The organism is Ensifer sp. EB106-03-01-XG145, assembly GCF_058792075.1.
Map to the genome: position 1 here is coordinate 446,286 of NZ_JBYTEC010000001.1, position 26,646 is coordinate 472,931.

At 61.6% G+C, this 26,646-nt stretch carries 24 protein-coding genes, 1 tRNA gene and 2 pseudogenes; 17 read left to right on the forward strand and 10 right to left on the reverse strand.

Annotated features, from left to right (window positions below):
- Positions 1–10 precede the first annotated feature (10 nt).
- Together AC3WWH_RS02210 and ampC are read right to left on the reverse strand one after the other, a co-directional pair.
- The gene (locus tag AC3WWH_RS02210; RefSeq protein ID WP_082615711.1) at positions 11–1,288 is read right to left on the reverse strand and encodes an alpha/beta hydrolase; all 1,278 of its coding nucleotides are present in this window, start codon (positions 1,286–1,288) and stop codon (positions 11–13) included.
- Between the two features lie 194 nt (positions 1,289–1,482).
- A complete protein-coding gene (gene ampC, locus AC3WWH_RS02215) occupies positions 1,483–2,646 on the reverse strand; it encodes a class C beta-lactamase (RefSeq protein WP_063891516.1) in 1,164 nt (387 codons plus the stop codon).
- Between the two features lie 535 nt (positions 2,647–3,181).
- Here ampC and AC3WWH_RS02220 point away from each other — a divergent pair.
- Together AC3WWH_RS02220 and AC3WWH_RS02225 are read left to right on the forward strand one after the other, a co-directional pair.
- Positions 3,182–3,433: a YMGG-like glycine zipper-containing protein gene (locus tag AC3WWH_RS02220; protein WP_057248089.1), complete on the forward strand. Its 252-nt coding sequence runs from the start codon at positions 3,182–3,184 to the stop codon at positions 3,431–3,433.
- A gap of 17 nt (positions 3,434–3,450) precedes the next feature.
- Positions 3,451–3,801 carry an EF-hand domain-containing protein gene (locus AC3WWH_RS02225; protein WP_058323613.1) on the forward strand — a complete coding sequence of 117 codons (351 nt, stop codon included), beginning with the start codon at positions 3,451–3,453 and terminating at the stop codon, positions 3,799–3,801.
- A gap of 83 nt (positions 3,802–3,884) precedes the next feature.
- On the opposite strand, the gene AC3WWH_RS02230 is transcribed toward AC3WWH_RS02225, so the two are convergent.
- A complete protein-coding gene (locus AC3WWH_RS02230; protein ID WP_057248091.1) occupies positions 3,885–4,559 on the reverse strand; it encodes a type 1 glutamine amidotransferase domain-containing protein in 675 nt (224 codons plus the stop codon).
- A gap of 57 nt (positions 4,560–4,616) precedes the next feature.
- Positions 4,617–5,221 (reverse strand): annotated as a pseudogene (locus AC3WWH_RS02235) (enoyl-CoA hydratase/isomerase family protein); the annotation flags it as partial.
- A 2-nt stretch (positions 5,222–5,223) separates the two neighbouring features.
- On the opposite strand from AC3WWH_RS02235, the pseudogene AC3WWH_RS02240 reads away from it, so the two are divergent.
- A pseudogene (locus AC3WWH_RS02240) lies at positions 5,224–5,436 on the forward strand (DUF2721 domain-containing protein); the annotation flags it as partial.
- 58 nt (positions 5,437–5,494) lie between these two features.
- Here the strand turns inward: AC3WWH_RS02240 and AC3WWH_RS02245 are convergent.
- The gene (locus AC3WWH_RS02245; RefSeq protein WP_058323612.1) at positions 5,495–6,505 is read right to left on the reverse strand and encodes an AraC family transcriptional regulator; all 1,011 of its coding nucleotides are present in this window, start codon (positions 6,503–6,505) and stop codon (positions 5,495–5,497) included.
- A 203-nt stretch (positions 6,506–6,708) separates the two neighbouring features.
- On the opposite strand from AC3WWH_RS02245, the gene AC3WWH_RS02250 reads away from it, so the two are divergent.
- From AC3WWH_RS02250 to AC3WWH_RS02260, 3 genes are all read left to right on the forward strand, one after another.
- On the forward strand, positions 6,709–7,170 hold the full coding sequence (locus AC3WWH_RS02250) for a hypothetical protein (RefSeq protein ID WP_057248259.1): 462 nt from the start codon (positions 6,709–6,711) through the stop codon (positions 7,168–7,170).
- A 165-nt stretch (positions 7,171–7,335) separates the two neighbouring features.
- The gene (locus AC3WWH_RS02255; protein WP_058323611.1) at positions 7,336–8,769 is read left to right on the forward strand and encodes a DUF1254 domain-containing protein; all 1,434 of its coding nucleotides are present in this window, start codon (positions 7,336–7,338) and stop codon (positions 8,767–8,769) included.
- A 198-nt stretch (positions 8,770–8,967) separates the two neighbouring features.
- Positions 8,968–9,639: a VOC family protein gene (locus AC3WWH_RS02260; RefSeq protein ID WP_058323610.1), complete on the forward strand. Its 672-nt coding sequence runs from the start codon at positions 8,968–8,970 to the stop codon at positions 9,637–9,639.
- Between the two features lie 122 nt (positions 9,640–9,761).
- Here AC3WWH_RS02260 and AC3WWH_RS02265 read toward each other — a convergent pair.
- Together AC3WWH_RS02265 and AC3WWH_RS02270 are read right to left on the reverse strand one after the other, a co-directional pair.
- A tRNA-Thr gene (locus AC3WWH_RS02265) sits at positions 9,762–9,837 on the reverse strand.
- 76 nt (positions 9,838–9,913) lie between these two features.
- Complete coding sequence (locus AC3WWH_RS02270) at positions 9,914–10,924, reverse strand: NAD(P)H-dependent flavin oxidoreductase (RefSeq protein WP_058323609.1); 1,011 nt, start codon at positions 10,922–10,924, stop codon at positions 9,914–9,916.
- A gap of 342 nt (positions 10,925–11,266) precedes the next feature.
- Here AC3WWH_RS02270 and AC3WWH_RS02275 point away from each other — a divergent pair, with 342 nt between their 5' ends.
- Complete coding sequence (locus AC3WWH_RS02275) at positions 11,267–12,478, forward strand: hypothetical protein (protein WP_058323608.1); 1,212 nt, start codon at positions 11,267–11,269, stop codon at positions 12,476–12,478.
- 105 nt (positions 12,479–12,583) lie between these two features.
- Here the strand turns inward: AC3WWH_RS02275 and ppk2 are convergent, their stop codons facing one another.
- Positions 12,584–13,480, reverse strand: coding sequence for a polyphosphate kinase 2 (ppk2, locus tag AC3WWH_RS02280; RefSeq protein WP_058323706.1), 897 nt, complete (start codon positions 13,478–13,480; stop codon positions 12,584–12,586).
- A 232-nt stretch (positions 13,481–13,712) separates the two neighbouring features.
- On the opposite strand from ppk2, the gene phoR reads away from it, so the two are divergent.
- The 7 genes from phoR to phoB all read left to right on the forward strand — a co-directional run bounded on the left by phoR (position 13,713) and on the right by phoB (position 21,647).
- On the forward strand, positions 13,713–14,981 hold the full coding sequence (gene phoR, locus AC3WWH_RS02285; protein ID WP_058323705.1) for a phosphate regulon sensor histidine kinase PhoR: 1,269 nt from the start codon (positions 13,713–13,715) through the stop codon (positions 14,979–14,981).
- 195 nt (positions 14,982–15,176) lie between these two features.
- Entirely contained in the window at positions 15,177–16,211 is a 1,035-nt protein-coding gene (locus AC3WWH_RS02290; protein ID WP_058323607.1) for a substrate-binding domain-containing protein, read from the forward strand.
- Between the two features lie 96 nt (positions 16,212–16,307).
- Complete coding sequence (gene pstC, locus AC3WWH_RS02295; protein ID WP_058323606.1) at positions 16,308–17,792, forward strand: phosphate ABC transporter permease subunit PstC; 1,485 nt, start codon at positions 16,308–16,310, stop codon at positions 17,790–17,792.
- Positions 17,789–19,111, forward strand: coding sequence for a phosphate ABC transporter permease PstA (gene pstA, locus AC3WWH_RS02300; protein WP_057248099.1), 1,323 nt, complete (start codon positions 17,789–17,791; stop codon positions 19,109–19,111). Before pstC ends, pstA begins: the two co-directional genes overlap by 4 nt.
- 13 nt (positions 19,112–19,124) lie before the next feature.
- Entirely contained in the window at positions 19,125–19,940 is an 816-nt protein-coding gene (pstB, locus tag AC3WWH_RS02305; RefSeq protein WP_057248100.1) for a phosphate ABC transporter ATP-binding protein PstB, read from the forward strand.
- Between the two features lie 50 nt (positions 19,941–19,990).
- The gene (gene phoU / locus AC3WWH_RS02310) at positions 19,991–20,704 is read left to right on the forward strand and encodes a phosphate signaling complex protein PhoU (protein ID WP_093231848.1); all 714 of its coding nucleotides are present in this window, start codon (positions 19,991–19,993) and stop codon (positions 20,702–20,704) included.
- 259 nt (positions 20,705–20,963) lie between these two features.
- Positions 20,964–21,647, forward strand: coding sequence for a phosphate regulon transcriptional regulator PhoB (gene phoB, locus AC3WWH_RS02315; protein ID WP_057248102.1), 684 nt, complete (start codon positions 20,964–20,966; stop codon positions 21,645–21,647).
- A 68-nt stretch (positions 21,648–21,715) separates the two neighbouring features.
- Here phoB and AC3WWH_RS02320 read toward each other — a convergent pair whose 3' ends face one another.
- Complete coding sequence (locus AC3WWH_RS02320) at positions 21,716–22,237, reverse strand: GcrA family cell cycle regulator (protein WP_057248103.1); 522 nt, start codon at positions 22,235–22,237, stop codon at positions 21,716–21,718.
- A gap of 421 nt (positions 22,238–22,658) precedes the next feature.
- On the opposite strand from AC3WWH_RS02320, the gene AC3WWH_RS02325 reads away from it, so the two are divergent.
- From AC3WWH_RS02325 to AC3WWH_RS02335, 3 genes are all read left to right on the forward strand, one after another.
- Entirely contained in the window at positions 22,659–23,858 is a 1,200-nt protein-coding gene (locus AC3WWH_RS02325; protein ID WP_058323605.1) for an aspartate aminotransferase family protein, read from the forward strand.
- A 100-nt stretch (positions 23,859–23,958) separates the two neighbouring features.
- Positions 23,959–24,876 carry an ornithine carbamoyltransferase gene (gene argF / locus AC3WWH_RS02330; protein WP_057248105.1) on the forward strand — a complete coding sequence of 306 codons (918 nt, stop codon included), beginning with the start codon at positions 23,959–23,961 and terminating at the stop codon, positions 24,874–24,876.
- Positions 24,877–25,156: 280 nt separating this feature from the next.
- Positions 25,157–26,146, forward strand: a complete 990-nt coding sequence (locus AC3WWH_RS02335; RefSeq protein ID WP_058323604.1) for an Hsp33 family molecular chaperone — start codon at positions 25,157–25,159, stop codon at positions 26,144–26,146.
- Positions 26,147–26,167: 21 nt separating this feature from the next.
- On the opposite strand, the gene apaG is transcribed toward AC3WWH_RS02335, so the two are convergent.
- Positions 26,168–26,560 (reverse strand): Co2+/Mg2+ efflux protein ApaG, encoded by a 393-nt coding sequence (apaG, locus tag AC3WWH_RS02340; RefSeq protein WP_057248107.1) that lies wholly within the window; start codon positions 26,558–26,560, stop codon positions 26,168–26,170.
- Positions 26,561–26,646: the final 86 nt, after the last annotated feature.

The following is a 26,646-nucleotide window of genomic DNA, read 5'->3' on the forward strand; positions in this document are numbered from 1 at the left end:
CGCTGATCCGTCACTTGATCTTCACGGGCTGCGGCGTGTCGCTTGACAGCGTATCTCCGACGACCACCCTCTTCTTCTTCGTCGGCTGCGGATTTTCGAGGATCGATACCGGCGCCGAGACGGTGACCGCAGCGACATTGCCGACATTTCTCGCCGTGCCGGCAACAACCGCGGCAATGCCGGTTCCGACCGAGATGTCGGAGTCGGTGAGCGTCTGCCCCGTGGCAAGCCGCGTGCCGATGAGCTGAACGATCTGCGGGCTTTCTGCGAACTTGCCGTGATGCAGGCCGTCCTCCGTCTTGACCTTGGTCAGGTCGATGGCGGTGATGCCGGCCCTTTCCAGCTGGGTACGGTAGGGCTCCGCCGATGGGTCGATCGCGCCAAGGCGAGATACGTCACCGGAAATGAAACTCGAAAGTGCCAGCGCACGATCGTCCTGCGAAACGAAGATCGTGAACTTCGGCCGCTTCTTGCCCATCTCGACGAATTGCTTGGCAAAGACGTCGAGATCGATATCCGGCGAGGCGAGAATGACGTTCTCGATCTTCGACGGCACGTTGCCGTCGCGGATGGCCATCTGCCGGAGCGATTCCATCGTCAGCCAGGTCCCCATCGAATGGGCGAGGATGGTGATGTCCTTCACCTTCGGCGCGTCCGAGAGCTTTTTCAGAATGTCTTCGAGTGCCGTGCGCGAATAGTTCGTGCTTTCCTTGTCGTAATTGTAGTCGAACACATTGGCACGGGACGGCCAGGTAAACAGGACTGGCGTTGCCTGGACCTCCGAGTCGTGGACGATCTGGGCAAGGCGGTAGACGGAATCCTCGTAGCGGTTGTTGAAGCCGTGGACGAAGACGAAGGCGTGGCCGCCGACGTCGTGTTGTAGAAACCAGGACTTGGCTTCATCGAGTGTCTGGAGCTCACGCACACGCGTGACGGCGAATTCCTTGGCGGGATCCGGGGGCAGCTTGCGCGGCCATTGCACGGTGCCAGATTTCCGCACCGTGTCCGGCGGGATCGAGACCGCGACGTCGGTGAGGAAGGTATTGGCGTCTCGCTCGCCGGAAAACAGCGTCGCCGGATCGCCGGACGGTTGGCGCGTGGTTGCGACAAGCATGTCTACGGTCGATGTACCGGGGGTGGGAGCGGTGACCGCGACAGGTGCCATCACGCCCTTGGCATGACCACCGCATCCGGCAAGCAATGCCAAAGCCGCCAGGACGAAGGTTGTCCGCCCTCCTCTTGCACATCCGTGCTGCAGCGAACCCTGAAACCCCACCCGCTCGAACATCGGCATCCCCATATACGCCTGAACTTGGCCGCATCTGATCGCGCTTTCGCGAAACGAAGATGACAACACTCGGCGCTAATATGCAAGCGGCTGGGGATTGCGGTTTCGCCGCTGGGTTGTTGATGAACGCAGGTTCTCCCGTGTTGCGGGCTGCCGCAACACGGGGAGGGTGCCTTTGATGGAGGCTTGGCTGCCTATTCCGCCGCAGTGGCCAGCGTCTTCAGAATTGCATGCACTGCCTTGATGCGCTCCGGATTCGGGAAGTTCCGGTTTGCCAGCATGACGACGCCGATCTTCTTTTCCGGTACGAAGGCGACATAGCCGCCGAAGCCGTTGGTGGATCCGGTCTTGTTGTAAAGCGTCGCGCCATCGGGCCGTTTCGGAGGGTTCAATGCCGTAGCCGGATTGGCTTCCATGGCCATGGTCCGGGAGTTGCCGTCGAGCAGCCGCTCCAGCGAAACCGGGTAAGGACACTGCTCCCAGCCAAGGCCCTGGATCATCTTGCCGGTATCGAAGTAGCCGATATGCGTTCCCTCTAGGGCCTTGCGAACGGGGCCGTCGAACTGCTCCGGCTGGATATTGGCTTCGACGAAGCGGATCATGTCTGCCGCGGAGGATTTCACGCCGTAGGCCTCGGCGTCGAACATGCCCGGGTTGACCCGGATCGGCTTGTCTGCCTTGCCGTAGCCCCAGGCGTAGCTGCCCATCGCGCTTCTGGGCACGGTGACATAGCTGTGCTTGAGGCCGAGCTTCGGAAACAACTCGGTCTCGAGCGCCGTGGCGAAATTGCTGCCCATCGCCAGGCCCGCGGCATGGCCGAAGAGGCCGATGCTCGGGTTGGAGTAGCGACGCTCCTTGCCTGGTTCGGCGCCCGGTTTCCAGTTGCTGAAGTAAGTCAGCATGTCAGCGTTGCTCTTGACCTCGTCGGGGAACTGCAACGGCAGGCCGCCGGCGGTATAGGTGGCGAGATTGAGCAGGGTCGCCTTGTCGATCGCGCTGCCGCTGAGATCTGGCATGTATTTGCCGGGATGGTCGTCGAAGGACAGCTTGCCGAGCACCTGCGCATAGGATGCGAGCGTGCCGGCAAAGGTCTTGCTGATCGAGCCCAGCTCGAACAGTGTGTTTTCGGTGACGGGCGCCTTCGTTTCCTTGGAGGCGACGCCGTAGTTGACGAAGTAGTGCTGGCCGTCAACGGTGACCGCGATCGCCATGCCCGGCACCTTGTATTCGCCCATGATCGGTCGGATTGCCTTGTCCACGGTGGCGGCAATTCGGGCCTGCTCGCCGTCCGCGGCAAAGACGGTCGCGGTGAGTGAAAAGAGGATTGCAGTAGTAAGCCCTAATTTGATTGTCGTCATTCTATCCATTCGGTCTGCTCTTTCTTGCAAGGCGGGGATGCCCATGGTTTGGCCGGATCGGGCATCTGCCCGAAACAGCAGCGGATAATCGGGTCGGTTCCGCTGAATGTGCGTTTCGTCCGTGCGGTGGATACGCGAGGTGAAAGCAAGGGGCCCGTGCCGGGCAAGCCAGACCTAGCCCGCTCGCCGCTAGGCCACAAACGATGATATCTCGCGGGAGACCCAAATAAATCTAGGGCGAGGGGGTTTTTCGTCCGTCGGCGCACGTCCCTGGCCAAGGCTGTGGGTTATTGCGGCGGGAAAGCTAATACTACGCGGAACATTGTCATTGCCGGCGGCAAAGGGTAGTATTCGCCCGTCAAGTTTGGGGCCCTTGTCTCCGGACTATGTGTTTTATTGGTGAGCTGCTTCAGAAAAAACAGAAGAGCCTCCCTTATCCTGGGAGCATACTCGGAAGCTTATTTACATCCGACGCCACTCAATGGCGCCTCCGCCCGATCTCTATTCCAAACAGACGGCCATATTGGAGGATAAAATGAGCAAACAGACCGTAACTATCATTCTTGCCGGCGCCCTAGCCTTGTCCGGGTGCCAATCTGCCTACGTGTCGAAGAGCGGCCCGACGGGCAACGAATTCGGCTGCATTGCCGGAACGGTGGGTGGCGCAATCGTCGGCGGCCTGATCGGCTCGACGATCGGCTCTGGTACTGGTCAGCTCTGGGCGGTTGGCGGTGGTGCGACACTTGGCGCTGCAGCCGGCAATGCGCTGACGTGCCGCTACTATTGATCGCGGAAGGTTGAGGGATGAGAAAGCTCGTTCTTTTGAGCGTCCTTGTGTTCTACCCGGCTGGTCTCGCTGTCGCGCAGCAGGCTGCAACGATGAACCAGGGCCAGATGAGTGCGCTCGACAGCAACAAGGACGGCGCGGTCGAACGTTCCGAATACGAGAGCTTCATGACGGCCGCCTTTGCCAACCTGGACAAGAACAAGGACGGAAGTCTCAGCCCCGACGAGACGAAGCAGGCGCTGAACGCTCAGCAGTTTGCAGCCACCGACGCCAACAGCGACGGCAAGGTCACCCAGAAGGAGTTTCTGGACAGGGTGATGGCCGACTTCAAGACTGCGGATCGCAGTGGCGACGGCAACCTGAAGTGACGGCTGAAACGGCAGGTTGGTCTGGGTTTGATGTCCCGTTGTGAATGTAGCGGGCGGCTGAAATGCCGGCCGCCACCTCGCATTCACCGCAGAAGCTTCAGCAATTCCTTGGCGCCAGAGGTCGAGGACGCCGGATTCTGTCCGGTGACGAGACGGCCATCGACGACCGTGAAATCCGCCCAATCGGCCGCCTTTTCGAAGCGACCGCCGAGACGCTTCAATTCGTCTTCGACGAGGAAGGGGACGACATCCGTCAGTTGCACGGCTTCCTCCTCCGAGTTGGTGAAGCCGGTGACGCGCTTTCCCTTGACGATAGGCTCACCCTGATAGGTTACCTTGCGGAGCACCCCCGGCCCATGGCAGACGGCAGCGACCGGCTTGCCGGCATTGTAGAAGCTCTCGATCAGCGCGATCGAGTTCACGTCGTTGGCGAGGTCCCACATTGGTCCGTGACCGCCCGGATAGAACACCGCGTCGAAATCATCGGCCTTGACGTCGGCAAGCCGGTGGGTGTTGGCGAGGACCCGTTGCGCGGCGGGATCGTCCTTGAAGCGGGCCATCGCTTCGGTCTGGTTGCCCGGATCGTCGCTTTTCGGGTCGATCGGCGGTTGCCCACCCTTGGGCGAGGCCAGGGTAATGTCGACGCCTGCATCCCGGAAAACGTAATAGGGCGCAGCGAATTCCTCGAGCCAGAATCCGGTCGGTTTGCCGGTATTGCCAAGCTGGTCATGTGAGGTCAGAACCATCAGTATCTTCATCTTTCGCTCCCTTTGACGCGGTGGCTCCCGTTGAGCCGCCGATTGGCATGGCACCGGCTACTCGCGGTACTTCGCGGTGTAGTGGCCGAGGTTCCTTTCAACGTCGCCGGGTTGCTGCAGTCCCTGCTCGACCAAAGCCTTGACGCGGGATTGCGCCGCTGGGCGCTGGACCGAAGTGATGAACGCATCCCACCCGGGTTGCATTTCCGCCTGCGGTGGCAGGCTGGCTCTGTCAATCAGCTTCTTGGTCTCGACAATGGCATATTGATCGAACGAGGCGATGCGTTTCGCCAGGGCATCGACAAAGGCATCAGTTCCGCGTCCGGTAGTGCTCTGTTCACGTAGCCGTAGCGTTCGGCCAGTTCACCGTTGAAATCATCCGCGCCGATCAGAATTTCGATCGCTCGGCCGCGGCCGACGAGGCGAGGCAGGTAGGCCATCGGCCCGCCGCCCGGGACGAAGCCGGCACCGACTTCGAACTGCGATAGTACCGCTTTCTCGCGGCTGGCGAAACGCATGTCGGCCGCAAGCGCCAGTTCGCTGCCGATGCCGCTTGCCCGCCCGCGAATGGAAACGATCGTCACGGCCTGCAGGCGGCTGAGGCGCGTCATGAAATCGGGCACGGGATGCATGCCCGTCGGCCCGGGAGGCATGCCGGTGGAAGATGGCCGGCATTTGCACGGGCGGCGCAATCCTAAATCTCCTTGCTGGCGCTCTTGCCATCGGGCTGCGCCAGGAGAATCTCTTCTGGTTTTTCGGTGGTGCCATAGTCTCGCTCATTGGATCACTTGTCGCATTCCTGTTTGAATTGCTGATCGCGGGACGAAACCTGTTGCGGCAGATACGAATGGACCGAGTTCCCATGGAGCAAGACTGACCAAATAGTTCTCACCTTGGCAGCCGTTCACGCTGCTGAACGGCCAACGGCCGTACCTTCAAGGCGAGATATTCGAGCGAAATTCCCGCGGTCCGTTGCCGGTTGCCTTTCGGAATGCCCGGGCAAAATTGGCTGGGGACGAATACCCTAACTCCGCCGAGACGCGCGTGATCGAGCCGTTCGTATGCAGCAGCAGCTCAATGGCTCGCTGAACCCTTGCGGCGCCCGCCAACCCGCGAAAATCGGTGCCAGCCCGATTCAGTTCACGTTGCAGCGTCCGGACGCTGGTGTCCAATGTTTGCGCGGCGCTATCGATCGACACGCTGCCGGTGAGAACCTGGACCCGCACCTGCTCCACGATGACCTCGAGCAGATCCCGTGGAGCGCCGCCTTGCCGGTCTCGCGCCACATCCTCGATGGTGACAATTGGCCACGAAGCGGCCCTTGGAGCAGCGGAAAGATGATGGCGATCCATGACGATGCTTGTCGCGGGTGCGTTGAAGAGAACCGGACACTGGAAGACGTCTTCAAAAAGGCCCGTCTGGCGCGGTCTGTCGGTGTCAAGCTCGACGCGCAGCGGTCGCCAGTCAGAGGGCAGATAAGGCTTGAAGAGGCTGAGCAGGACGCCCGCGGCGGCACAGACAATACTGGCATATCCAGAGTGGCCGGCCAAAGCGAACGCATAGCTGTACCGTACCTCGTCGCCAACCACTGCGACTGACATCCTATCAACCGTACTGTGAAAACGAAGGCCAGCAATGCTGCGCTCGATGGCCTGCCCCAAGGAGTCGGCGCCAAGCACGTAGTGTCCGAAGCTGCCATAGTTGGCGATGTTCATCATCGGCGTGATCAGAATTCCGAAGTTGGCCTCACCGGCTGTCCGCGCGGCCGCCTCGACGAAGCCGATTACCGCCGCGTGCGGGATGAAGCAGTTCTCTCCCTCGGTCAGTTCGAGATCGAACCCGATAGCACGATTGGCCTGCAGCAGCGCCTTTTGCCCCATTTCACGGCGTATGAAGGCCGGCATACCAGACAGGATGCGGTTGGAGATGACCGGGATCTCAGCCATGCGTGCAACACTCCAGAAATAAGACAGCCGTGGCGCAAAATGAGTGGTTTTGTATTGCGAATACTGTTTAGTGCCGTAAAACGTGTGAGTAGCACAAGTAGAGATCTGAACGTCTTGCGACCTATGGGAGGGGTACGACTATGACAACCAGACGGAACCTACTGCTAGCAGCCACAGCTGTCGCGGCGACGACAGTGCCGTTCATGCCGCGACTGGCGCAGGCGACCGATGAAGCGGCCGACTTCCTGTTCGTTCAAACCGCAAGCGCTATGAAATTCGACAAGGCGACGAGCAAGCTGACGCTCGAAGGTATTGGCGGCGCCACGTTGTTTTTCTCTGACCGTCCGGAGCGCATTGCCGGGAACATGGCCACGACCGCTTTCTTGCCGTTCTGGAGCAAGGGCAAGGACAGCTTCCTTTCCGATCCGCCGAATGCCGACCTGTCGATCCTCGAAGGGAACAAGCTCCGACAGGTTGTCGTCGTCCTGGAGAATCCGGAGCTGAACGACAATAACTTGACTTACACGGTCAAGGTGGTTGGTGGCGAAATGCCGGAGAAGGGCTCCGAGGTCTCTGTGTTCATCGACATCATCGGCATGCCGTTGACGCCGCTCTCTTATGCAGGCGTGGCCAGGCGCGGCTACCGGCGGGCATTTCTGTATTAGCACCCGCCGGATTGCGCGTCGGTGCGATCCCGACTGCAGCCTGCACAGCTCTCGCGAATACCTCACCAACAGCCAACGAACTGCACAATTGCGTCCAGGGTTCCTGAGCTGCCCCACAGCTCTCGTCGTTTCGATAACTCATCGAATAATGGAGGAGTACGGCAAATGTTGACGAAGAGAGATCTACTTCGATCCACCGCGGTGATCGCCGCTAGCGCTGCGATTGCGAGGCCAAGCCTGCTGATGGCGCAGAGCTATCCCGGCATCATCGAGGCCAAGGACATTGCCGAGGAAGGCTTCATCTATGGCCTGCCGCTCGTGATGAACTATGCGGTCATGCAGGAGTATGCCGTAGACCGAAACTCGGGGCAGTTCAAGGCACCGTTCAACGAAATTTACAACATGCACCATGTCGCCACCCCGGCGGACACGGCAATCATCACGCCGAACAGCGACACTCCTTACTCGATTCTCTGGCTGGATTTGCGCGCCGAACCGATGGTCATCTCTGTGCCGACGGTCGAAAAGGACCGCTACTACTCGGTCCAACTGATCGACGGCAACACCTACAATTTCGGCTACATCGGCACGCGCGCCACGGGGACTGAGCCGGGCAACTATCTGGTGGTCGGCCCCGACTGGAAAGGGGAAACGCCCCCCGGAATCAAGCAGGTCTTCCGATCGACGACGCCGTTCACGTTCGCGGCTTTCCGTACCCAGCTCTTCCACCCCGACGACATGCCGAACGTCGAGAAAATTCAGGCCGGCTACAAGGCGCAGCCGCTTTCCGCTTTCCTTGGACAACCCGCCCCGCTTGCCGCGCCCAAGATCGAGTTCCTTCCTGCCACCACTGCCGGGATCAAGGATAACTTCTTCCAGTATCTCGACGCGGCCCTGCAGTTCGTCCCTGAGACGCCAAGGGACAAGGCGGTTCGTGCGAAACTTGCCAAGATTGGTATCGGCCCCGGCAAGACCTTCGAGTTCAAGGAGCTATCGCTCGAACACAAAGCCGAATTCCTGGTGGCCATGAAGCAAGGAAATGACAAAGTCGACAAATGGCTGGCCAGCGGAAACAAGGACATCAACGGCTGGAACATCGGCTCGTTCTTTGGCGACGAGGCCTTCTACAACGGCGATTGGTTGATGCGGGCAGGCGCCGCCAAGGGCGGTCTCTATGGCAACGATGCCGTGGAAGCCATGTACCCCTATACCCGAACGGACGCTACCGGTGAGCCGCTCGACGCCAGCAAGCACAACTACACGATCACCTTCGCACCCGATCAGTTGCCGCCAGTGAATGCGTTTTGGTCCGTTACGATGTACGACGGCAAGAGCCAGCTCTTGGTCAAGAATCCGATCAATCGCTACCTCATCAACTCTCCGATGTTGCCGGCGATGAAAAAGGGGGCGGACGGCTCGCTGACGCTGTACATCCAAAAAGACAGCCCCGGTGCGGACAAGGAGTCCAATTGGCTTCCGGCGCCGGACGACAAAATCTATCTCGTGATGCGCCTATATTGGCCGAAGCCTACGCCACCTTCGATCTTGCCGGCGGGCCAGGGCACCTGGCAGCCGCCGGGCGTCAAAGTGGCGCAATAATCCCGACCAAGCTGATGCGCGGCCGGTGCCAGTGCCCCTCGCGGCCATCGTGCCCGGAGGACAGTTGGCGACGGCCGGCATTTGCGCACACGGCGCCGGCAGCGGTGAATTGGTATCGCGAGCTTCTTGACCTCAACTTATGTTGAGGTCGTAACAAATCGCCCGATAAAGCCAATCGCGTCGTCGGGAGCGGATTTCATGCGCATAAATAGACTGACACTCCCTGCATCGGATGTCTCGAAGAGCACAGCCTTCTTTCGCGATGTGCTGGAACTGCCGACAGCCGGGAATTCCATCCAAGTGGGATGGAGCGAAATCCGGCTGACCTCGGCTGTTGGAGATGCACCACACGGCGTGCACCTGGCTTTCAATGTGCCCTATGATCGGTTCGATGCCGCAATAGAATGGCTGAAGGAACGTACGCCTCTCCAACGGGAACCGGATAGCGGAGAGTGCTTCGTTCTTGAGGGGCATTGGCAGTCAAAATCTATCTACTTCGATGGTCCCGATAGCTCGGTGCTGGAATTGATCGGCCGCCGCAGGCTAATCGGCCCGGCTGGAAAGCGGCCGTTCAGCGGCGCTGATTTATCCTGCCTCAGCGAGGTCGGACTTCCGACCGAAGACGTCGGGAGTGTCGTTGCCGAGGCCGCCCGGACGTTCTGGGTCGAAACGCTCGGACCGGCCTCTCCCGGCTTTGCCGCGATCGGTAGTGATGAGGGGTTGCTTATCGCTGTCGCCCCTAGCCGGCCATGGTTCCCGGAAAAGCGCCAATTGCCGAGCGCCAAGGGTTTGGAAATTTGGTTGGGCGGTGTGGATGCGCCTGGAGCCATGTCGGACCTGGCTAATGGTTGGAAGATCCAGGCGGCATAACGCCGTTCGGCGTTGCGACCTGCAAACGGTCGCCTTGCCGCAATCGAAAGCGCCGAAACGCGGACTTGGGAGCCACCGCACCAGTCTGCTGAATGGAGTTCGATTTGATATCCGGAGAAGAATGGTGCCGCTTACGTGACTCGAACACGTGACCCCATCATTACGAATGATGTGCTCTACCGACTGAGCTAAAGCGGCCCGGAGGCGGTTCCGCGGAAGACCGCGGAACGAATGTGAGGCGCTGATAAACGCAAAGCGCCAAGATTTCAAGCCATCAGTTTCGAGAACTTGAAAATTCCTTGTTGGTGGCCGCGACGGGCATGGCGTTCAGGCCAAGGCGGGTACGTGCCGCATCGTATTCGCGCTCGAGCCGGTCGACGAGACCGGCGACGGAGGTCACTTCCTTGACCGCGCCGATGCCCTGGCCGCAGCCCCAGATGTCCTTCCAGGCCTTGGCGCTGTCGGTTGCGGCGCCAAAATCCATCTTCGACGGATCTGCTTCCGGCAGATTGTCCGGATCCATGCCGGCAGCAGCGATCGAGGGCTTCAGGTAGTTGCCGTGAATGCCGGTGAAATAATTGGAATAGACGATGTCGGCGGCGTTGCTGTTGACGATCATCTGCTTGTAGGCGTCGGTGGCGCGCGCCTCTTCCGTCGCGATGAACGGCGAGCCGATATAGGCCATGTCGGCACCCATCGCCTGGGCGGCCAGGATCGCGCCGCCGGTGGCGATCGCGCCGGAAAGAAGCAGCGGGCCATCGAACCAGGAGCGGATTTCCTGGATGAGCGCAAACGGCGAAAGCGTGCCGGCATGGCCGCCGGCGCCGGCAGCAACGGCGATCAGGCCATCGGCGCCCTTGCGGATCGCCGAATTGGCGTGGCGGTTGTTGATGATGTCATGCAGCACGATCCCCCCATAGGAATGGATCGCGGCATTGACCTCGGGCACGGCGCCGAGCGAGGAAATGACCACCGGAACCTTGTATTTGACGCAGAGCATCAGGTCCTGTTCGAGACGCGCGTTGGACTTGTGCACGATCTGGTTGACGGCGAAGGGCGCGGCGCGCCGGCCCGGGTTCTTGGCGTCGTGATCGGCGAGCGTCTCGGTGATCTCGGCAAGCCATTCGTCGAGCTGCGAATGCGGACGAGCGTTGAGTGCCGGGAAGGCGCCGATCACGCCAGCCTTGCACTGTGCAATCGTCAACTGCGGATTGGAGATGATGAACAGGGGCGCGCCGACGACCGGCAGTCTCGTCGTTCCGGAAAGAATTGGCGGAAGCGGCATCGGTTTCTCCATCCCTCGATTGGCGCATCAAATTTTTGACGTTTGCGTAAACGTCAAAACAGATAGCAGCAAGTTCATCGCTTGCAAAGAGGTGGTTTTCGCGCCGGCGACGCCGGCTTATCCTGCATTGCGCCTGCGAAGTTGTCGCGTTTTCCCCGGGCTTGGCCGGTCGACTGGGCCGCCGGACTTGCGGATTCCGAAAGCAGCGGTTACGCAATTGTTAACAAAACCAACGGCGTGCCTCCAGATTTAACCGTTAGGCCCTTGGAGAAAGATCGAGGGGTACCGATCAGCTAGAGCGCGCCGGCAGGCCCAAAGCCCTGCCTACACAGAGGACTTGATGTGAGCGGACTTGAGACTGCGATCAGAAATGCGCTTGAGCGCTCCGACCGCGCCAGCGCGGAAACGCGCGCGCGCATCTACCAGTCGGCCCGCCAGGCGCTGGAAGCCGGGCTGCAGAAACAGGGAATTGAGGACGTCAACGTCATCGCCCAGCAGCGCCATCGGCTGGAGGCGGTGATCCATGCGATCGAAACGGAGGAGCGTGCCGCCCTCAGGGCGCGGCAACCGGCGCCTCCCGTTGCCACACCTCCCGTCGTCAGTGTCGATGATAACGTCCGCGCACGTGGCCCGGAGCAGGCTCGTATCGAGCCGCAATCCCAAGCGCAATCCCGGCCTCAGGCCCAAGCGCAGTCGCCGGCGGCGGACCGCCGCGAGCCTGGCTTTGCTGCCGATGCGTCCCGTCCCGCGGCGAATGACGGCAGTCTCGGCGGCCTTCGTGCCGACCGTGATGGTCCGGTCGTCTCGACGCGTGCGGCAGCGGATACTGCTGCAAAGAGCGCGGAAGCCGCCGCCGCGCCCGAGGTTCGTGGAGATACCGATCGCAAGCGCCGCCGCAAGCGCAGCCGCTTCCTGTCCTTCACCATGGTGATCGTCACCCTTGCCGCAGCCGCAGGTGCCGCCGCCTGGTGGGTGCAGACCAATGATCTTCTGAAATCCGCGGCCGAACGCGACACCAACGTCGCCAACCCGCCGGCATCGGTGGCATCGGAAGATTTCGACGGGGCTGCCGGTCTGCAAACGCTCGGCGCCCAGCAGGGCTTCACGGGTGACTGGGTGGAAGTCTTTGCGCCTGAAAACACTGCCGCGGTCGTGGCGGGCTCACGCGCCAAGGCCGAGCCGGTGGATGACGACGGTGGCAAGCGCATCCAGTTGACTTCCTCGGTTGCCGAAACGGAAGGCGACATCACCATCGAAATCCCGGCAACGGTCCTGGCGCAGCTATCCGGCAAAACCTCGACCATGGCGCTGACCGTGCAGGCCGAGCCGGGCAAGACGACCGAATTTGCCGTCGAGTGCAATTTCTCTTCGCTCGGCGAATGCGGCCGTCATCGCTTCACGGTGCATGACGAGCGGCTCGACATGCTGTTCAAGATCACCTTCGATCGCAGCCTTGCGCCGAACTCCGCCGGCAGGATCGTGATCAACAGCGATATCAGCGGTGAGGGCAAGGGCCTCACCCTCTACGCCATACGTGTCCTTCCGGGCCAATAAGTCCCGCACGGGGGCATCGGTGTCCTCGAACCTGACCGCAATTGGGGCGACCGCGTTGGCCGCCCCCTGGCAGGGCCGTCGCCTTCGGCCGCTGTCGAATGGGCGCTATTTCAGGAAACCCGGGCCGGACCCGACAATCTTGTCGTCGACCTCACCGATCGCGCTCTTGTCCTTGCCGTCATAGTCGAGCGTGGAGAGGATGTGGCGGATGAGATTGAGGCGCGCGCGTCGCTTGTCGTTGCCGCGCACCACGGTCCAGGGTGCGTGGTCCGTGTGTGTTGCCTTCAGCATCTCGTTGCGCTTTGCTGTGTAGTCGTCCCACTTGTTGAGAGCGGCGATGTCCATCGGCGACAGCTTCCAGATCTTCAGCGGATCGTGGCAGCGATCGTGGAAGCGCTTGAGCTGCATCTCGCGGCCGATGTTGATCCAGAATTTGAAGAACTGGATATCCTCGTGCACGATCATCTTTTCGAAGCGAGGCGCCTGCTTCAGGAACTGCTTGTGCTCTTCGGGCGTGCAGAAGCCCATGACCGGCTCGACGCCGGCGCGGTTGTACCAGGAGCGGTCGAACAGCACGAATTCCCCAGCCGTTGGCATGGTCGCGACATAGCGCTGAAAATACCATTGCCCGCGCTCGGTCTCCGTCGGCTTCGTCAGCGCCACGATACGGGCCCAGCGTGGGTTCAGGTTGCCCATGGTTGCATGGATCGCGCCGCCCTTGCCGGCGGCGTCGCGGCCCTCGAACAGCGCGATGATGCGTTTTCCGGTTTTCTGCTGCCAGAGCTGAACCTTGACGAGTTCGATCTGAAGTTTCTCCAGCGTCTCGAGATATTCTTCCTCGTCGAGCTTCTTCTTGTAGGGATAGTCATCGGACGAAAACGCTGCGTCGTCGATCCACTTCGGCAACTCGGGATTGTCGATGTCGAATACGCGGCTCTTGCCGTCGATCTGCAGCTCCACTGCGCGGCTTTCCGCCTTTTCCGCCGTCTCCGCTAACGCCATATGCTCGCCCTTTCGGCTTGGCGCACGGGCCCGAAAACCGGCTTCGATCATCGGCAGGATCATGCGCGTTTTCAAACTTCTGCAGCTCCAAGCAGCGCCGAAAAGTCGCGGTGCTCAAGGCTCGATTTCCTTGGAGGAGGCCACAATTGCATTGCGGATTCAAGCCGGTCGTGAAAATCATGTCATGAAGGATCGCTATTCCTCGATCATTTTGGTCCGGGAGGAAGACAAAGTGATTCATGAGGATGTCGAGGTGGACGGTTCGAAAGCGTTCTGGCGGGACCTGGTGCCGCGGCTGAAGGCTGAGCGCTGGCTGCTGGGCCTCACCCTGCTTTTGGCGATCCTTGCGACCTTTGCCGGCATCCATTTCCTTATCGTGCTTCCCTTCTGGATCGTTCTGGTTGCGGCGCTGCTCAACCGCAGTGCGCCGGCCTCGGTGATCTTGAGCCCGGCCAAGGCGGTGGCCGTCGATGGCCCGACCAGCGATCCGCTGGTGCCGGCGCTGAATGCGCTCGACATGCCGGTGTTGGTCGTCGCCGCCGATGAGACGGTGGTTTTCCAGAACATCGCCGCGGAGAAAGCCTTCGGCACCATACCGCCGAACACTTATCTGGCCGCCCGGGTGCGTTCGCCCGGTGTTCTCGACATGATCCGCGAGACGATGGCGACCGGCAAGGCCAACCAGATCGAGCATACCGAGCGCCTGCCGTCGGATGCCGTCTATGTCGTGCGCGTGGCACCCGCCGAAATCGGCGGCGAGGGACGAACGCCCCGCATCTTCCTGATCACCTTTCGCGATATCTCGCAGGCGCGCCGCATCGACCGCATGCGTTCGGATTTCGTGGCCAATGCCAGCCATGAGCTGCGCACGCCGCTGGCATCGCTGCGCGGTTTCATCGAGACCCTCCAGGGGCCCGCGCGCAACGACTTGAAGGCGCAGGAAAAATTCTTCGGCATCATGCATGAGCAGGTCACGCGCATGAGCCGCCTCGTCGACGACCTCCTGTCGCTCTCACGGCTGGAGCTGCGCTCGCATATCGCGCCGGACGATCCGGTGGACCTTGCGCCCCTGCTCGGCCATGTCCGCGACAGCCTCCTGCCGCTGGCGAGGGACCTCGACGTCACGGTCTCTCTCGTGGTGCCGGACAAGCCCGTCATCGTACAGGGCGATCGCGACGAACTCATCGAAGTCTTCGAGAACCTGATCGAGAATGCCTGCAAGTACGGCCAGGAGGGCAAGAAGGTCGACATAACCTTGCGTGGCGGCGAAGAAGGGGCACAGGCCGAGGTGATCGTGAGGGACTATGGGCCGGGCATCCCCGCCGAGCATGTCCCGCGCATTACCGAGCGTTTTTATCGGGTCAATGTCGAGGCGAGCCGCTCGAAAAAGGGCACCGGATTGGGCCTTGCCATCGTCAAGCACATCCTCACCCGGCACCGTGCCCGGCTGCTGATCCATTCTGAGATCGGCAAAGGTACGACTTTTACGGTCCGGTTCTGACATATTGGCGCGGGAAAACCCGGGACCGTTCATTTTCCCTTAGCATTTTCAATGACATGAGCTGTCATAAATGTTTCGTCAAACTGACATAAAAGGTGTGGCCATCGGCAGCTAACTAGGGGCAGCCGATAAGACGGCGAAGAGCGCTGCAACGCTTGGCGCACACCAACACAAGCCCATTCCGGGAGAACTTTTATGAAAGCTCTTAAACTCACTGTCGCGGCGCTGGTAGCGTCTGCCGCATTTGCCGGCGCAGCCGCCGCCCGTGACCAGGTTCAGGTCGCTGGCTCCTCGACCGTTCTTCCCTACGCCAAGATCGTAGCCGAGACGTTCGGCGAGACCTTCCCCGACTTCAAGACCCCGGTCGTTGAATCTGGCGGCTCCTCGGCCGGCCTGAAGGAATTCTGCAAGGGCGTCGGCCCGGACACCATCGACGTCGCCAACTCCTCGCGCAAGATCAAGGACAGTGAAGTCGAGGCCTGCAAGGCCGCTGGCGTGACCGAGATCCAGGAAGTCAAGATCGGCTATGACGGTATCGTCTTCGCGACCGACGCCGGCAATGCCGACCTCGCCCTGAAGCCGGAAGACCTCTACAAGGCTCTCGCTGCTGAAGTCGTCGTCGACGGCAAGCTCGTTGCCAACCCTTACAAGAAGTGGTCTGAAGTCAACTCCGCCCTTCCGGAAGTTGAAATCGCCGCCTTCATCCCGGGCGAAAAGCACGGCACCCGCGAAGTCTTCGAAGAGAAGATCCTGGCTGCAGGCTGCAAGAACGCCGGCGCCGTTGACGTCATCAAGGCTGCCGTTGCCGATGAAAAGCAGCAGCACAGCAAGTGCGTCGCGGTCCGCAAGGACGGCATGGCTGTCGACATCGACGGCGACTACACCGAGACGCTCGCCCGTATCGCTGCCAACAAGAACGGCATCGGCGTCTTCGGCCTGTCGTTCTACGAAAACAACGCCGACAAGCTGAAGGTCGCGACCGTCAACGGCATCGTACCGTCGACCGAAACGATCGCTTCCGGCGAGTACCCGGTTTCCCGCCCGCTGTTCTTCTACGTCAAGAAGGCACACCTCGGCGTTATCCCGGGCCTCAAGGAATATGTTGAGTTCTTCATCAACGACCAGATGATCGGCCCGGACAGCCCGCTCGCCGAATACGGCCTGGTTGCTGCTCCGGACGCCGAGCGCGAAGAAATCCGCAAGGCTTTCGCAGCCGGCAACATGCTCTGATAACGACAAGCCCCGGCGCGATATCCTTCGCGCCGGGGCATGCCTTCATTCGATTTGCCGGCGGCCCATGACGGGCGATACCGGGGAGACGTGCGGATGAGTACCTCGCTCCTTCTTTTGCTAATTATTGTTATTGGTTTCATTGCCTATTTTGCCGGTCGCGCACGTTCGCTGGCGCAGGCTGGCGGCAAGCTCTCCAACCTTCATTCCTTGCCGGGCTATCACGGTAGCTACGTCGCCATCTGGGCGATGCTGCCGGCGGCGCTCGTTCTCGGCACCTGGCTGATTGCCGCTCCTGTCTATATTGACGGGAGCACGCGCGCGGCCCTGCCGGACACCGTCCAGAGCCAGGGGACCGCTGCGGTTCAGCTCGCGCTCGGCCAGGTCAAGTCCGTTGCCGGTGGTCTGCTGCGCCTGAGCGGCGAGGAGGTCGCGGCACTCGAAAGCGGTGCCGCCAATCTCCGCTCGACGCTCGCAGCCAAGGGCGTTGCCCTGGCCGGCGAAGGCGAGCCCTACATGGTCACCGTCGCCCAGCATTTCAACGCGATGACCGCCGCCAACCGCTGGCTGATGACCGCGGCCGTGCTGTTGATCGCGGTTGCCGGCGGCATCTACGCCATCCGCAACATCGCCACCCGCTTCCGTGCACGCAACCAGGTCGAGCGGGTCATTCTCGGCTCGCTGATCGTCGCGTCTTCCATCGCCATCTTGACGACGGTCGGCATCGTCGCCTCGATGCTGTCGGAAGCCGGCCGCTTCTTCACCATGGTCTCGCCGTTCGAATTCTTCTTCGGCACGGTCTGGGATCCGCGCTTCGCTGCTGCCGGCAGCGGCGGCGCCTCCGGCCAGTTCGGCCTGATCCCGCTTCTCACCGGCACGCTCTATATCGCCTTCGTCGCCATGCTCTTTGCGGTGCCGATCGGCCTCTTCGCAGCCATCTACATGGCGGAGTACGCAAGCCCGCGCTTGCGTTCGACCGCAAAGCCGCTGCTCGAAGTGCTCGCCGGCATCCCGACCATCGTCTACGGTTTCTTCGCTCTCGTGACCGTTGGTCCGTTCCTGCGTGATATCTCGGCGCAGCTGAACGGTCTTGTCACCGGCAATTACCAGAACTTCATCCAGGCGCAGAGCGTGGTCACCGCAGGCATCGTCATGGGCATCATGCTGATCCCGTTCGTGTCGTCGCTCTCTGACGACATCATCACCCAGGTGCCGCGCGCATTGCGTGACGGCTCGCTCGGTCTCGGTGCCACCCGCTCGGAAACGGTCAAGAAGGTTATTCTCCCGGCAGCACTTCCCGGCATTGTCGGCGCGCTGCTTCTGACCGCATCGCGTGCCGTTGGCGAGACGATGATCGTCGTGTTGGCAGCCGGTGTCGCAGCCCGCATGCAGATCAATCCCTTCGAGCCGATGACGACGGTGACCGTGAAGATCGTCAACCAGTTGACGGGCGACCTCGAGTTCACCTCGCCGCAGACGCTGGTGGCCTTCGCGCTGGGCATCACGCTCTTTGTCATCACGCTCGGCCTCAACATTTACGCGCTCTACATCGTGCGCAAATACCGGGAACAGTACGAATGACCGACATCGCTTCCCCGACCGTCCGGATCTCCGCCCGTCCTGAATCCGCAAAGCGCGATATCGGCATCAAGCGTCGCTATGCCGCCGAGCGCCGGTTCCGCGCCTACGGCATTGCGGCAATCAGCACCGGTCTCTTCTTCCTGGCGCTGCTGCTGTGGACCGTCATTTCCAACGGCTACACCGCGTTCCAGCAGACGACGATCACGCTGCCGATCGAATTCACCGAAAAGGTCATCGACCCCAACGGCGAACGCACGACCGACAGCAAGGTACTGATGACCGCCAACTATCCGCTGCTGGTGCGTGATGCGCTCGTCAAGCAGCTCGGCATCGATGCGACCAAGCGGCCGCTGGTCAAGCAGGCGACCGACATGGTTTCTGCGAGCTCCCGTACGCTCTTGCGCGACATGGTCGTGGCGGATCCGTCCATCGTCGGCAAGACCATTCCGGTCACGCTTTTGGCAGAAGCCAACATCGACTCCGCCAACAAGGGGCAGATCGACCTCAAGGTCGAAGAGAGCAAGCGCAAGGTCAAGGACCAGCAGGTCACCTGGATGAACGAGCTCGCAAGCGCCGGCGTCCTGAAGAAGAGCTTCAACACCGGCATCTTCACCTTCGGCGCCTCCAGCCGTCCTGAGGCAGCGGGCGTCGGCGTTGCCGCCCTCGGCTCGTTCTACATGATGCTGATCGTGCTCGTGCTGTCGCTGCCGATCGGTGTCGCCGCCTCGATCTATCTCGAAGAGTTCGCTCCGAAGAACCGGCTCACCGACCTGATCGAAGTCAACATCAACAACCTCGCGGCCGTTCCGTCGATCGTCTATGGTCTGTTGGGTCTCGCCGTCTTCATCAACTTCGCCGGCATGCCGCGTTCGGCAGCGGTCGTCGGCGGTTTCGTGCTGACGCTGATGACCCTGCCGACGATCATCATCGCCACCCGCGCGGCCTTGAAGGCGGTCCCCCCGTCCATCCGCTCGGCGGCGCTCGGTCTCGGTGCCTCGAAGATGCAGACCATCTTCCACCACGTTCTGCCGCTGGCGATGCCGGGCATTCTGACCGGTACGATCATCGGCCTTGCCCACGCGCTTGGCGAAACCGCGCCGTTGCTGTTGATCGGCATGGTCGCCTTCGTCGTCGACTATCCCGGTTCGCCGATGGAGCCGTCGACAGCGCTGCCGGTGCAGATCTACATGTGGGCCAACGAGGCGGAACGCGCCTTCGTCGAGCGCACCTCCGGCGCGATCATCATTCTTCTCATCTTCCTCGTCGTCATGAACCTTGGCGCCATTCTGTTGCGACGTCGCTTTGAGCGCCGTTGGTAGTGAGGTAATTACTATGAACATCATGTCAGAAGCAGCGGTCGAGAAAGCCTTGGATCAGAAAATGAACACGGTTCCCTTCAAGATGATCGGCAAGGATGTGTCGGTCTACTACGGCGAGAAGCGGGCGCTTTTCGACGTCAACCTCAACATCCGCGAGAACACGGTAACGGCGCTGATCGGTCCGTCGGGCTGCGGCAAGTCGACCTTCCTGCGCACGCTGAACCGCATGAACGACACCATCGAGAACTGCCGCGTCACCGGCAAGATCACGCTCGATGAAGACGACATCTACGATCCGACCATCGATGTGGTCGAACTGCGCGCCCGCGTCGGCATGGTCTTCCAGAAGCCGAACCCGTTCCCGAAGTCGATCTACGACAACGTCGCCTACGGTCCGCGCATCCACGGACTTGCCCGCACCAAGGCGGACTTTGACGAGGTGGTCGAGACCAGCCTGCAGAAGGCAGGTTTATGGAACGAGGTGAAGGACCGCCTGCAGGAGCCGGGTACCGGCCTTTCCGGTGGTCAGCAGCAGCGCCTTTGCATCGCACGCGCTGTTGCCGTCAGCCCGGAAGTTATCCTGATGGACGAGCCCTGCTCGGCACTCGACCCGATCGCGACCGCCAAGGTCGAGGAACTCATCCACGAACTGCGCACGAACTTCACGATCGTCATCGTGACCCACTCGATGCAGCAGGCCGCCCGCGTGTCGCAGCGCACCGCCATGTTCCACCTCGGCAATCTCGTCGAGGAGAACGACACCGACAAGATGTTCACCAACCCGGATGACCAGCGCACCCAGGATTACATCATGGGCCGCTTCGGCTGAGGCCCATCACGGCTGCAACAGTCACTGGAAAGCGCCCGTAAGGATCGACGATCATGTCCATGCATATCATGTCCGCCTATGACGAAGAACTGAAGTACCTGACGCGCCGCATCTCGGAAATGGGCGGTCTCGCCGAGCAGATGGTCGCCGAATCCGTCCGCGCCCTGGTCAATTCCGACCTGGCGCTGGCGCAGAAGGTAATCTCGGACGACACCGTTCTCGATGATGCCGAGCGTCAGATCGGCGAGAAGGCGATCGTGACGATCGCCAAGCGCCAGCCTGTCGCCGCCGACCTTCGCGAGATCATGGGATCGATCCGCATTGCCTCCGACCTGGAGCGTGTCGGCGACCTCGGCAAGAACACCGCCAAGCGCGTGATCGCGGTCGCCGGCTCCGGCATCCCGCGCAAGCTCGCCCGCGGTCTCGAGCACCTCGCCGAGCTCGCTCTGGTGCAGCTCAAGGAAGTGCTCGACGTCTATGCCTCGCGCTCGCCGGAGAAGGCCAACAGCATTCGCGAACGCGACGAGGAGATCGACGCGATCTACACCTCGCTGTTCCGCGAGCTGCTCACCTACATGATGGAAGATCCGCGCAACATCACGCCCTGCACGCATCTTTTGTTCTGTGCCAAGAACATCGAGCGTATTGGCGACCACGCGACCAACATCGCCGAGACGATCTATTACATGGCGACGGGTGCCCAGCCGGAGGGCGAGCGCCCGAAGGATGACAACACGTCGACGTTGGGCTCGGTCAACGACTAGAAGGTTGGAGCGGGATGCGGGGGACAACCGCATACACTTTTCCTCATCCCGCTCTGGCGTTAAACGCGCCGTTCGCAATGCATGCCCCATGAATATCATCCGGTCGCGGCTTCGGTCGCGGCCCCGAATTCCTGCATCTGAAGCATGCGGCTTTTCGCACCGCCTTTGAAATTGGCGGGGGTGCTCCAGATTTAGAGTGTCTGAGTGCCGGCCGGTCCGCTGGACCCGCGCGGCGCTCGCGGTAAGGAGACGTTATCTGATGTTGCCAAAAATCGCCGTGGTCGAAGACGAAGAGGCGCTGAGCGTCCTGCTGCGTTACAATCTGGAAGCTGAAGGCTTCGACGTCGATACGATCCTCAGGGGTGACGAGGCGGAGATCCGGCTACAGGAACGCCTGCCCGACCTTCTGATCCTCGACTGGATGTTGCCGGGCGTCTCCGGCATCGAGCTTTGCCGTAGGTTGCGCCAGCGCCCGGAGACGGAGCGGCTGCCGATCATCATGCTGACGGCGCGCGGCGAGGAAAGCGAGCGCGTTCGCGGTCTCGCGACCGGGGCCGACGACTATGTGGTCAAGCCCTTCTCCACGCCGGAGCTGATGGCCCGCGTCAAGGCGATGCTCCGTCGGGCGAAGCCCGAAGTTCTCTCGACGCTGCTGCGCTGCGGCGACATCGAGCTCGACCGGGAAACCCATCGCGTCCATCGTCGCAGCCGCGAAGTTCGCCTGGGGCCGACGGAGTTCCGCCTGCTGGAGTTCCTGATGTCCTCTCCGGGCCGTGTCTTCTCGCGCTCGCAGTTGCTGGACGGCGTCTGGGGCCACGACATCTATGTCGACGAGCGGACCGTCGACGTGCATGTCGGCCGCCTGCGCAAGGCGCTGAACTTCTCGACCATGCCTGATGTCATCCGCACCGTGCGCGGCGCCGGCTACTCGCTCGAAAGCTGAGAAGGGCAAACAGAAGTCAATAAAAAAGGGGCCGATCGGCCCCTTTCGTTTTGGTCCTGTGCGGATCCTTAGCGCATCCGACGGCGCTCGGCGGATGGCTGGTAGGCAAGCCGCGCATGGAAGCTGCAATAGGGCGAAGCTTCCGGGGAATCGTTGCCGCAGAAGTGGAACTCTTCCTTCAGCGGGTCGCCGATCGGCCACTTGCAGGTGCGTTCGGTGAGCTGGGTCAGCTCGAGGCGGCGCGACATCGGCACGACCACGTCGGTCTGGATGCTGAAATCCTGCTCGGCAACGAGATCGACTTCGATCTCTTCCTTGAGGACGGTGGCGCCGGACGGACGGGCAACGGTGCGGGTCGAAACGCGCGAGGCGTAGTTCGGAGCGCGCGGCGCCGAGGTCGGCCGCTTCGGGCGGGCTGCCGCAGTGGTGCTGCCGCCGGCTTTGGCGCGGCCGGGAAGGCTCAGGCGATGAACCTTGCCGATGACAGCGTTACGGCTGACGCCGCCGAGCTGTGCCGCGATCTGGCTTGCGCTCAGGCCCTCGGACCAAAGCTTCTTCAGTTTCTCCACCCGCTCGTCAGTCCAGTTCATTTCTGCACTCTCCGTTCTCAGCGTTGGGGATGGCAGAATCCCTCACCGCACCCCGGTTGAATCTCGAGGTTGCAAACGCGATAACTCTTTTGGTGACTAGGTCCGCCGCATGCGTCTAGTAATTGAATGTTAACGTACTGACCGCCGGACTCCGTGGCAAGAGTCCGGGGAATCACGCCGAATCGAATTCGTAGTTTTCCCCAACTTGCTCGATCAGCGTTGCATTTTTGCAAGCCCTTCCGGCCGATTTTTTCGTCGCAGGGAAATGGATCTCGTTACCGCGCTGCAAGGCTTGGTTTTGTTGACATTGCAGTGCGAAATAGGAATAGTGCCTGCGCCGCCGAAAGGCGGCATTTTTGATTTTTATCGGGCCGCATGAAGCAGCGGGACCGATGCCGATTGGAGTGAAGGAGAGCCTCGCATGACTGCAACCACGCCGCTTTACGATACCTACATGCGCGCGCCGTTGCGTTTCGAGCGAGGAGAGGGCGTCTGGCTGATCGCCGAAGACGGCTCGCGCTATCTCGACTTCGCTGCCGGCGTTGCCGTGAACTCGCTCGGCCATGCGCATCCGCATCTCGTCGAGGCGCTGAAGGCGCAGGCCGAGAAGGTTTGGCACCTTTCCAACCTTTACGAGGTTCCCGGTCAGGAAAGTCTTGGACGCCGCCTGGCCGCCGTAACCTTTGCTGATCGGGTCTTCTTCACCAATTCCGGTGCGGAAGCGCTGGAATGCGCGATCAAGACGGCGCGGCGCTACCACTTCGCCAAAGGCCAGCCGGAGAAGTTTCACATCATCACCTTCGAGGGCGCCTTCCACGGCCGCACGATCGCGACGATCGCGGCCGGTGGTCAGCAAAAGTACATTGAAGGTTTCGGGCCAAAGGCCCCAGGGTTCTACCAGGTTCCGTTCGGCGACCTCGCAGCCGTCAAGAATGCGATCACCGAGGAGACCGCCGCGATCCTGATCGAGCCGATCCAGGGCGAGGGCGGCATCCGTCCCGCGACCAAGGAATTCATGCAGGAACTGCGCGCCCTCTGCGACGAATTCGGCCTGCTCCTGATCCTCGACGAGGTTCAGACCGGCGTCGGCCGCACCGGCAAGCTTTTCGCCCATGAGTGGACGGGCATCCGCCCGGATATCATGGCCGTTGCCAAGGGTATCGGTGGCGGCTTCCCGCTCGGCGCTTGCCTGGCGACGGAAGAGGCGGCCGCCGGCATGGTGGCGGGCACGCATGGCTCGACCTATGGCGGCAATCCGCTGGCGATGGCCGTCGGCAACGCCGTGCTCGACGTCATCCTCGCTGATGGCTTCCTCGCCCATGTGCGCGACGTCGCGCTCGTCTTCCGCCAGGGTCTTGCTTCGCTGAAGGATCGCTATCCCGATATCATCGAAGATATCCGCGGCGATGGCCTGATGCTGGGCATCAAGGTAAAGGGCCCCTCGGCGGATCTCCTGAAGGAGATCCGCGCCGAGAAGCTCCTGGCCGTGCCGGCCGGCGACAACGTGTTGCGCCTGCTGCCGCCGTTGACGGTGACGGCGGAGGAAGCACGCGAGGGCCTCGCACGCATCGAGCGCGCCGCCGAAGCAGTGCGGAAGGCAAGTGGTAACGCTGCGGCCTGACCGATAGGGCCAAGACTGACCCAGGATGGTAGAATGACCTTCGTGCGTTCACGCCGCTGCGTGGCGCACATAGGTTCGATTTTTTGAGGAACCGAGTACGATGGCAGGCACCAGACACTTTCTCGATCTTTCGGCCATGACGGCCGCCGATCTTCGGACGATCATCGATGATGCCCGCGTCCGAAAGGCGACGACCAAGGCCGGAACCGCCGAGAAGCCGCTCGCCGGCAAGATGCTGGCGATGATCTTCGAAAAGCCGTCCACCCGCACCCGCGTGTCCTTCGATGTCGGCATGCGCCAGCTCGGCGGCGAAACCCTGTTCCTTTCGGGCACGGAGATGCAGCTCGGTCGCGCCGAGACGATCGGCGATACGGCGAAGGTCCTGTCGCGCTATGTCGACGCGATCATGATCCGCACCACCGACCATCGCCGCCTGCTGGAATTGGCAGAACACGCGACGGTACCCGTCATCAACGGCCTGACCGATGACACCCATCCGTGCCAGATCATGGCCGACATCATGACCTTCGAGGAGCATCGCGGACCGGTGAAGGGCAAGACGATCGCCTGGACCGGCGACGGCAACAACGTGCTGCACTCGCTGATCGAAGGCTCCGCCCGCTTCGGCTATCGCATGAACATGGCCGTGCCGCTCGGCTCCGAGCCGCAGGACAAGATCCTGAACTGGGCCCGCAACAACGGCGGCGAGATCCTGCTGTGTCACGATGCCGAGCAGGCGGTCGCCAACGCCAATTGCGTTGTCACCGACACCTGGGTGTCGATGAACCAGGAGCATCGTGCCCGCGGCCACAACGTCTTCCAGCCCTATCAGGTCAACGAGGCGCTGATGAAGCAAGCGGCATCCGATGCGCTGTTCATGCATTGCCTGCCGGCGCACCGTGGCGAGGAGGTGACCGACGAGGTGATCGACGGTCCGCAGTCGGTGGTCTTCGACGAGGCCGAAAACCGCCTGCATGCGCAGAAGTCGATCATCGCCTGGTGCATGGGGCTCGTCTAGGCCCTTGCGAGCGCCGCGGTGAGCGCGATGGCGCAGCGCTTCGGCGGCTGTGAGGCCGGCTATTGACATTGCCGCCGTGCGACACGATCTAGGCGGCTGCAGGGCGCTCCTGGCAACAGTGAAGCGCCGACTGCCACGGGTGGTGCGCGGCGCAATGGCTGATGGCACATATCCGGTGGACAATCCGTTTATCGCGGGATCGATTGAGACAGCGGGCACGTTGCGCCGGGGGACAGGAATGTCCCCGGCGCAACGCAGTTGCTGAGGCAAGGAGCAAGACATGACTGACATGACGCCAGGGCTTGGTGAATTCGACTTCGCCGGTGACGATCACGTCGTGCCTTTCCAGGTGGAAGGCCTCGACGTGCGCGGCCGCGCCGTGCAGCTCGGCCCGATGCTCGACGCAATTCTGGAGCGCCACAACTATCCGCTTCCGGTCGCGCGGCTCGTTGCCGAAACCGTCGTGCTGACGGTTCTGCTCGGCACTTCGCTGAAGTTCGAAGGCAAGCTGATCGTCCAGACGAAAGGCGATGGTCCGGTCGATCTCGTCGTCGCAGACTTCTCGACGCCGGATCGCGTGCGCGCCTATGCCCGCTACGATGCAGATGCGCTTGCCGACGCCGAGAAGGATGGCCGCACCCTTTCGCATGAACTGCTTGGCAAGGGCGTACTCGCCTTCACCATCGACCAGGGCGCTCATACTCAGCGCTATCAGGGCATCGTTGCGCTGGACGGCGCCACGCTGGAAGAAATCGCTGGCGTCTATTTCCGCCAGTCAGAGCAGATCCCGACCAAGGTCAGGCTCGGCGTTGCCGAGCTGCTCGACCGCGATGAAAGCGGCAAGCCGCGCCATCGCTGGCGTGCCGGCGGCATGGTCGCGCAGTTCCTGCCGGAAGCGCCGGAGCGCATGCGCCAGCCTGATCTTTCCGGCGGCGATGGCGATGACGGGGAAGGCGTCTTCGAGGATGACGATCTCTGGGCGGAAGCCAAGGTGATGGTCGAGACGATCGACACCGACGAGCTGACCGACCCGATGGTCGGAACCGAACGCTTGCTCTACCGGCTGTTTCACGAGCGCGGCGTTCGCGTCTATGAGCCGCAGGCGGTCTTTGACCGTTGCAGCTGCTCGCGCGAGAAGCTGCGTTCGGTGCTCGCCAATCTGGACGCTGATGATATCGAAAGCACCATCGAGGAGGGGGCCGTGAAGGTCACCTGCGAATTCTGCTCGACGACCTATCGTTTCGAGGCAAGCGAAGTGCGTCCGCAGTAGCCGGCGCCACTCCGGATCAAGCTAGTTCAGGGTACGCACGAGCCCGGGTGAATCGAGCGAGAAGGCGGGGATGGCCACGTTGAAGGTCTCTCCGCCTTCCGCTTCCATACTGTAATGGCCGAACATCACGCCCGACGGCGTATCCAGCGGGCAGCCGGACGAATACTCATAGGTGTCGCCGGGGTTGAGCAGCGGCTGTTCGCCGATCACGCCGGGACCGCTGACCTCATCGACCTGCCCATTCTCATCGGTGATATGCCAGTAGCGGGTCATCAACCGCACGGCTGCGTCCGAATGGTTTGAGATGACAATGCGATAGCCCCAGACATAGCGGCCGTCATCGGGGTCCGACTGCTCTTCGAGATAGTACGGCTCCACCGTAACTTCTATGTCGCGGGTCAAAGCGCGATACATGGGCAACACCTTGCTTCGGTCTTTCAGGGTATTCTACAGCAAGATGGTTTCGTCAAGAATAACGGCAAGATTGTGCATACCCATTC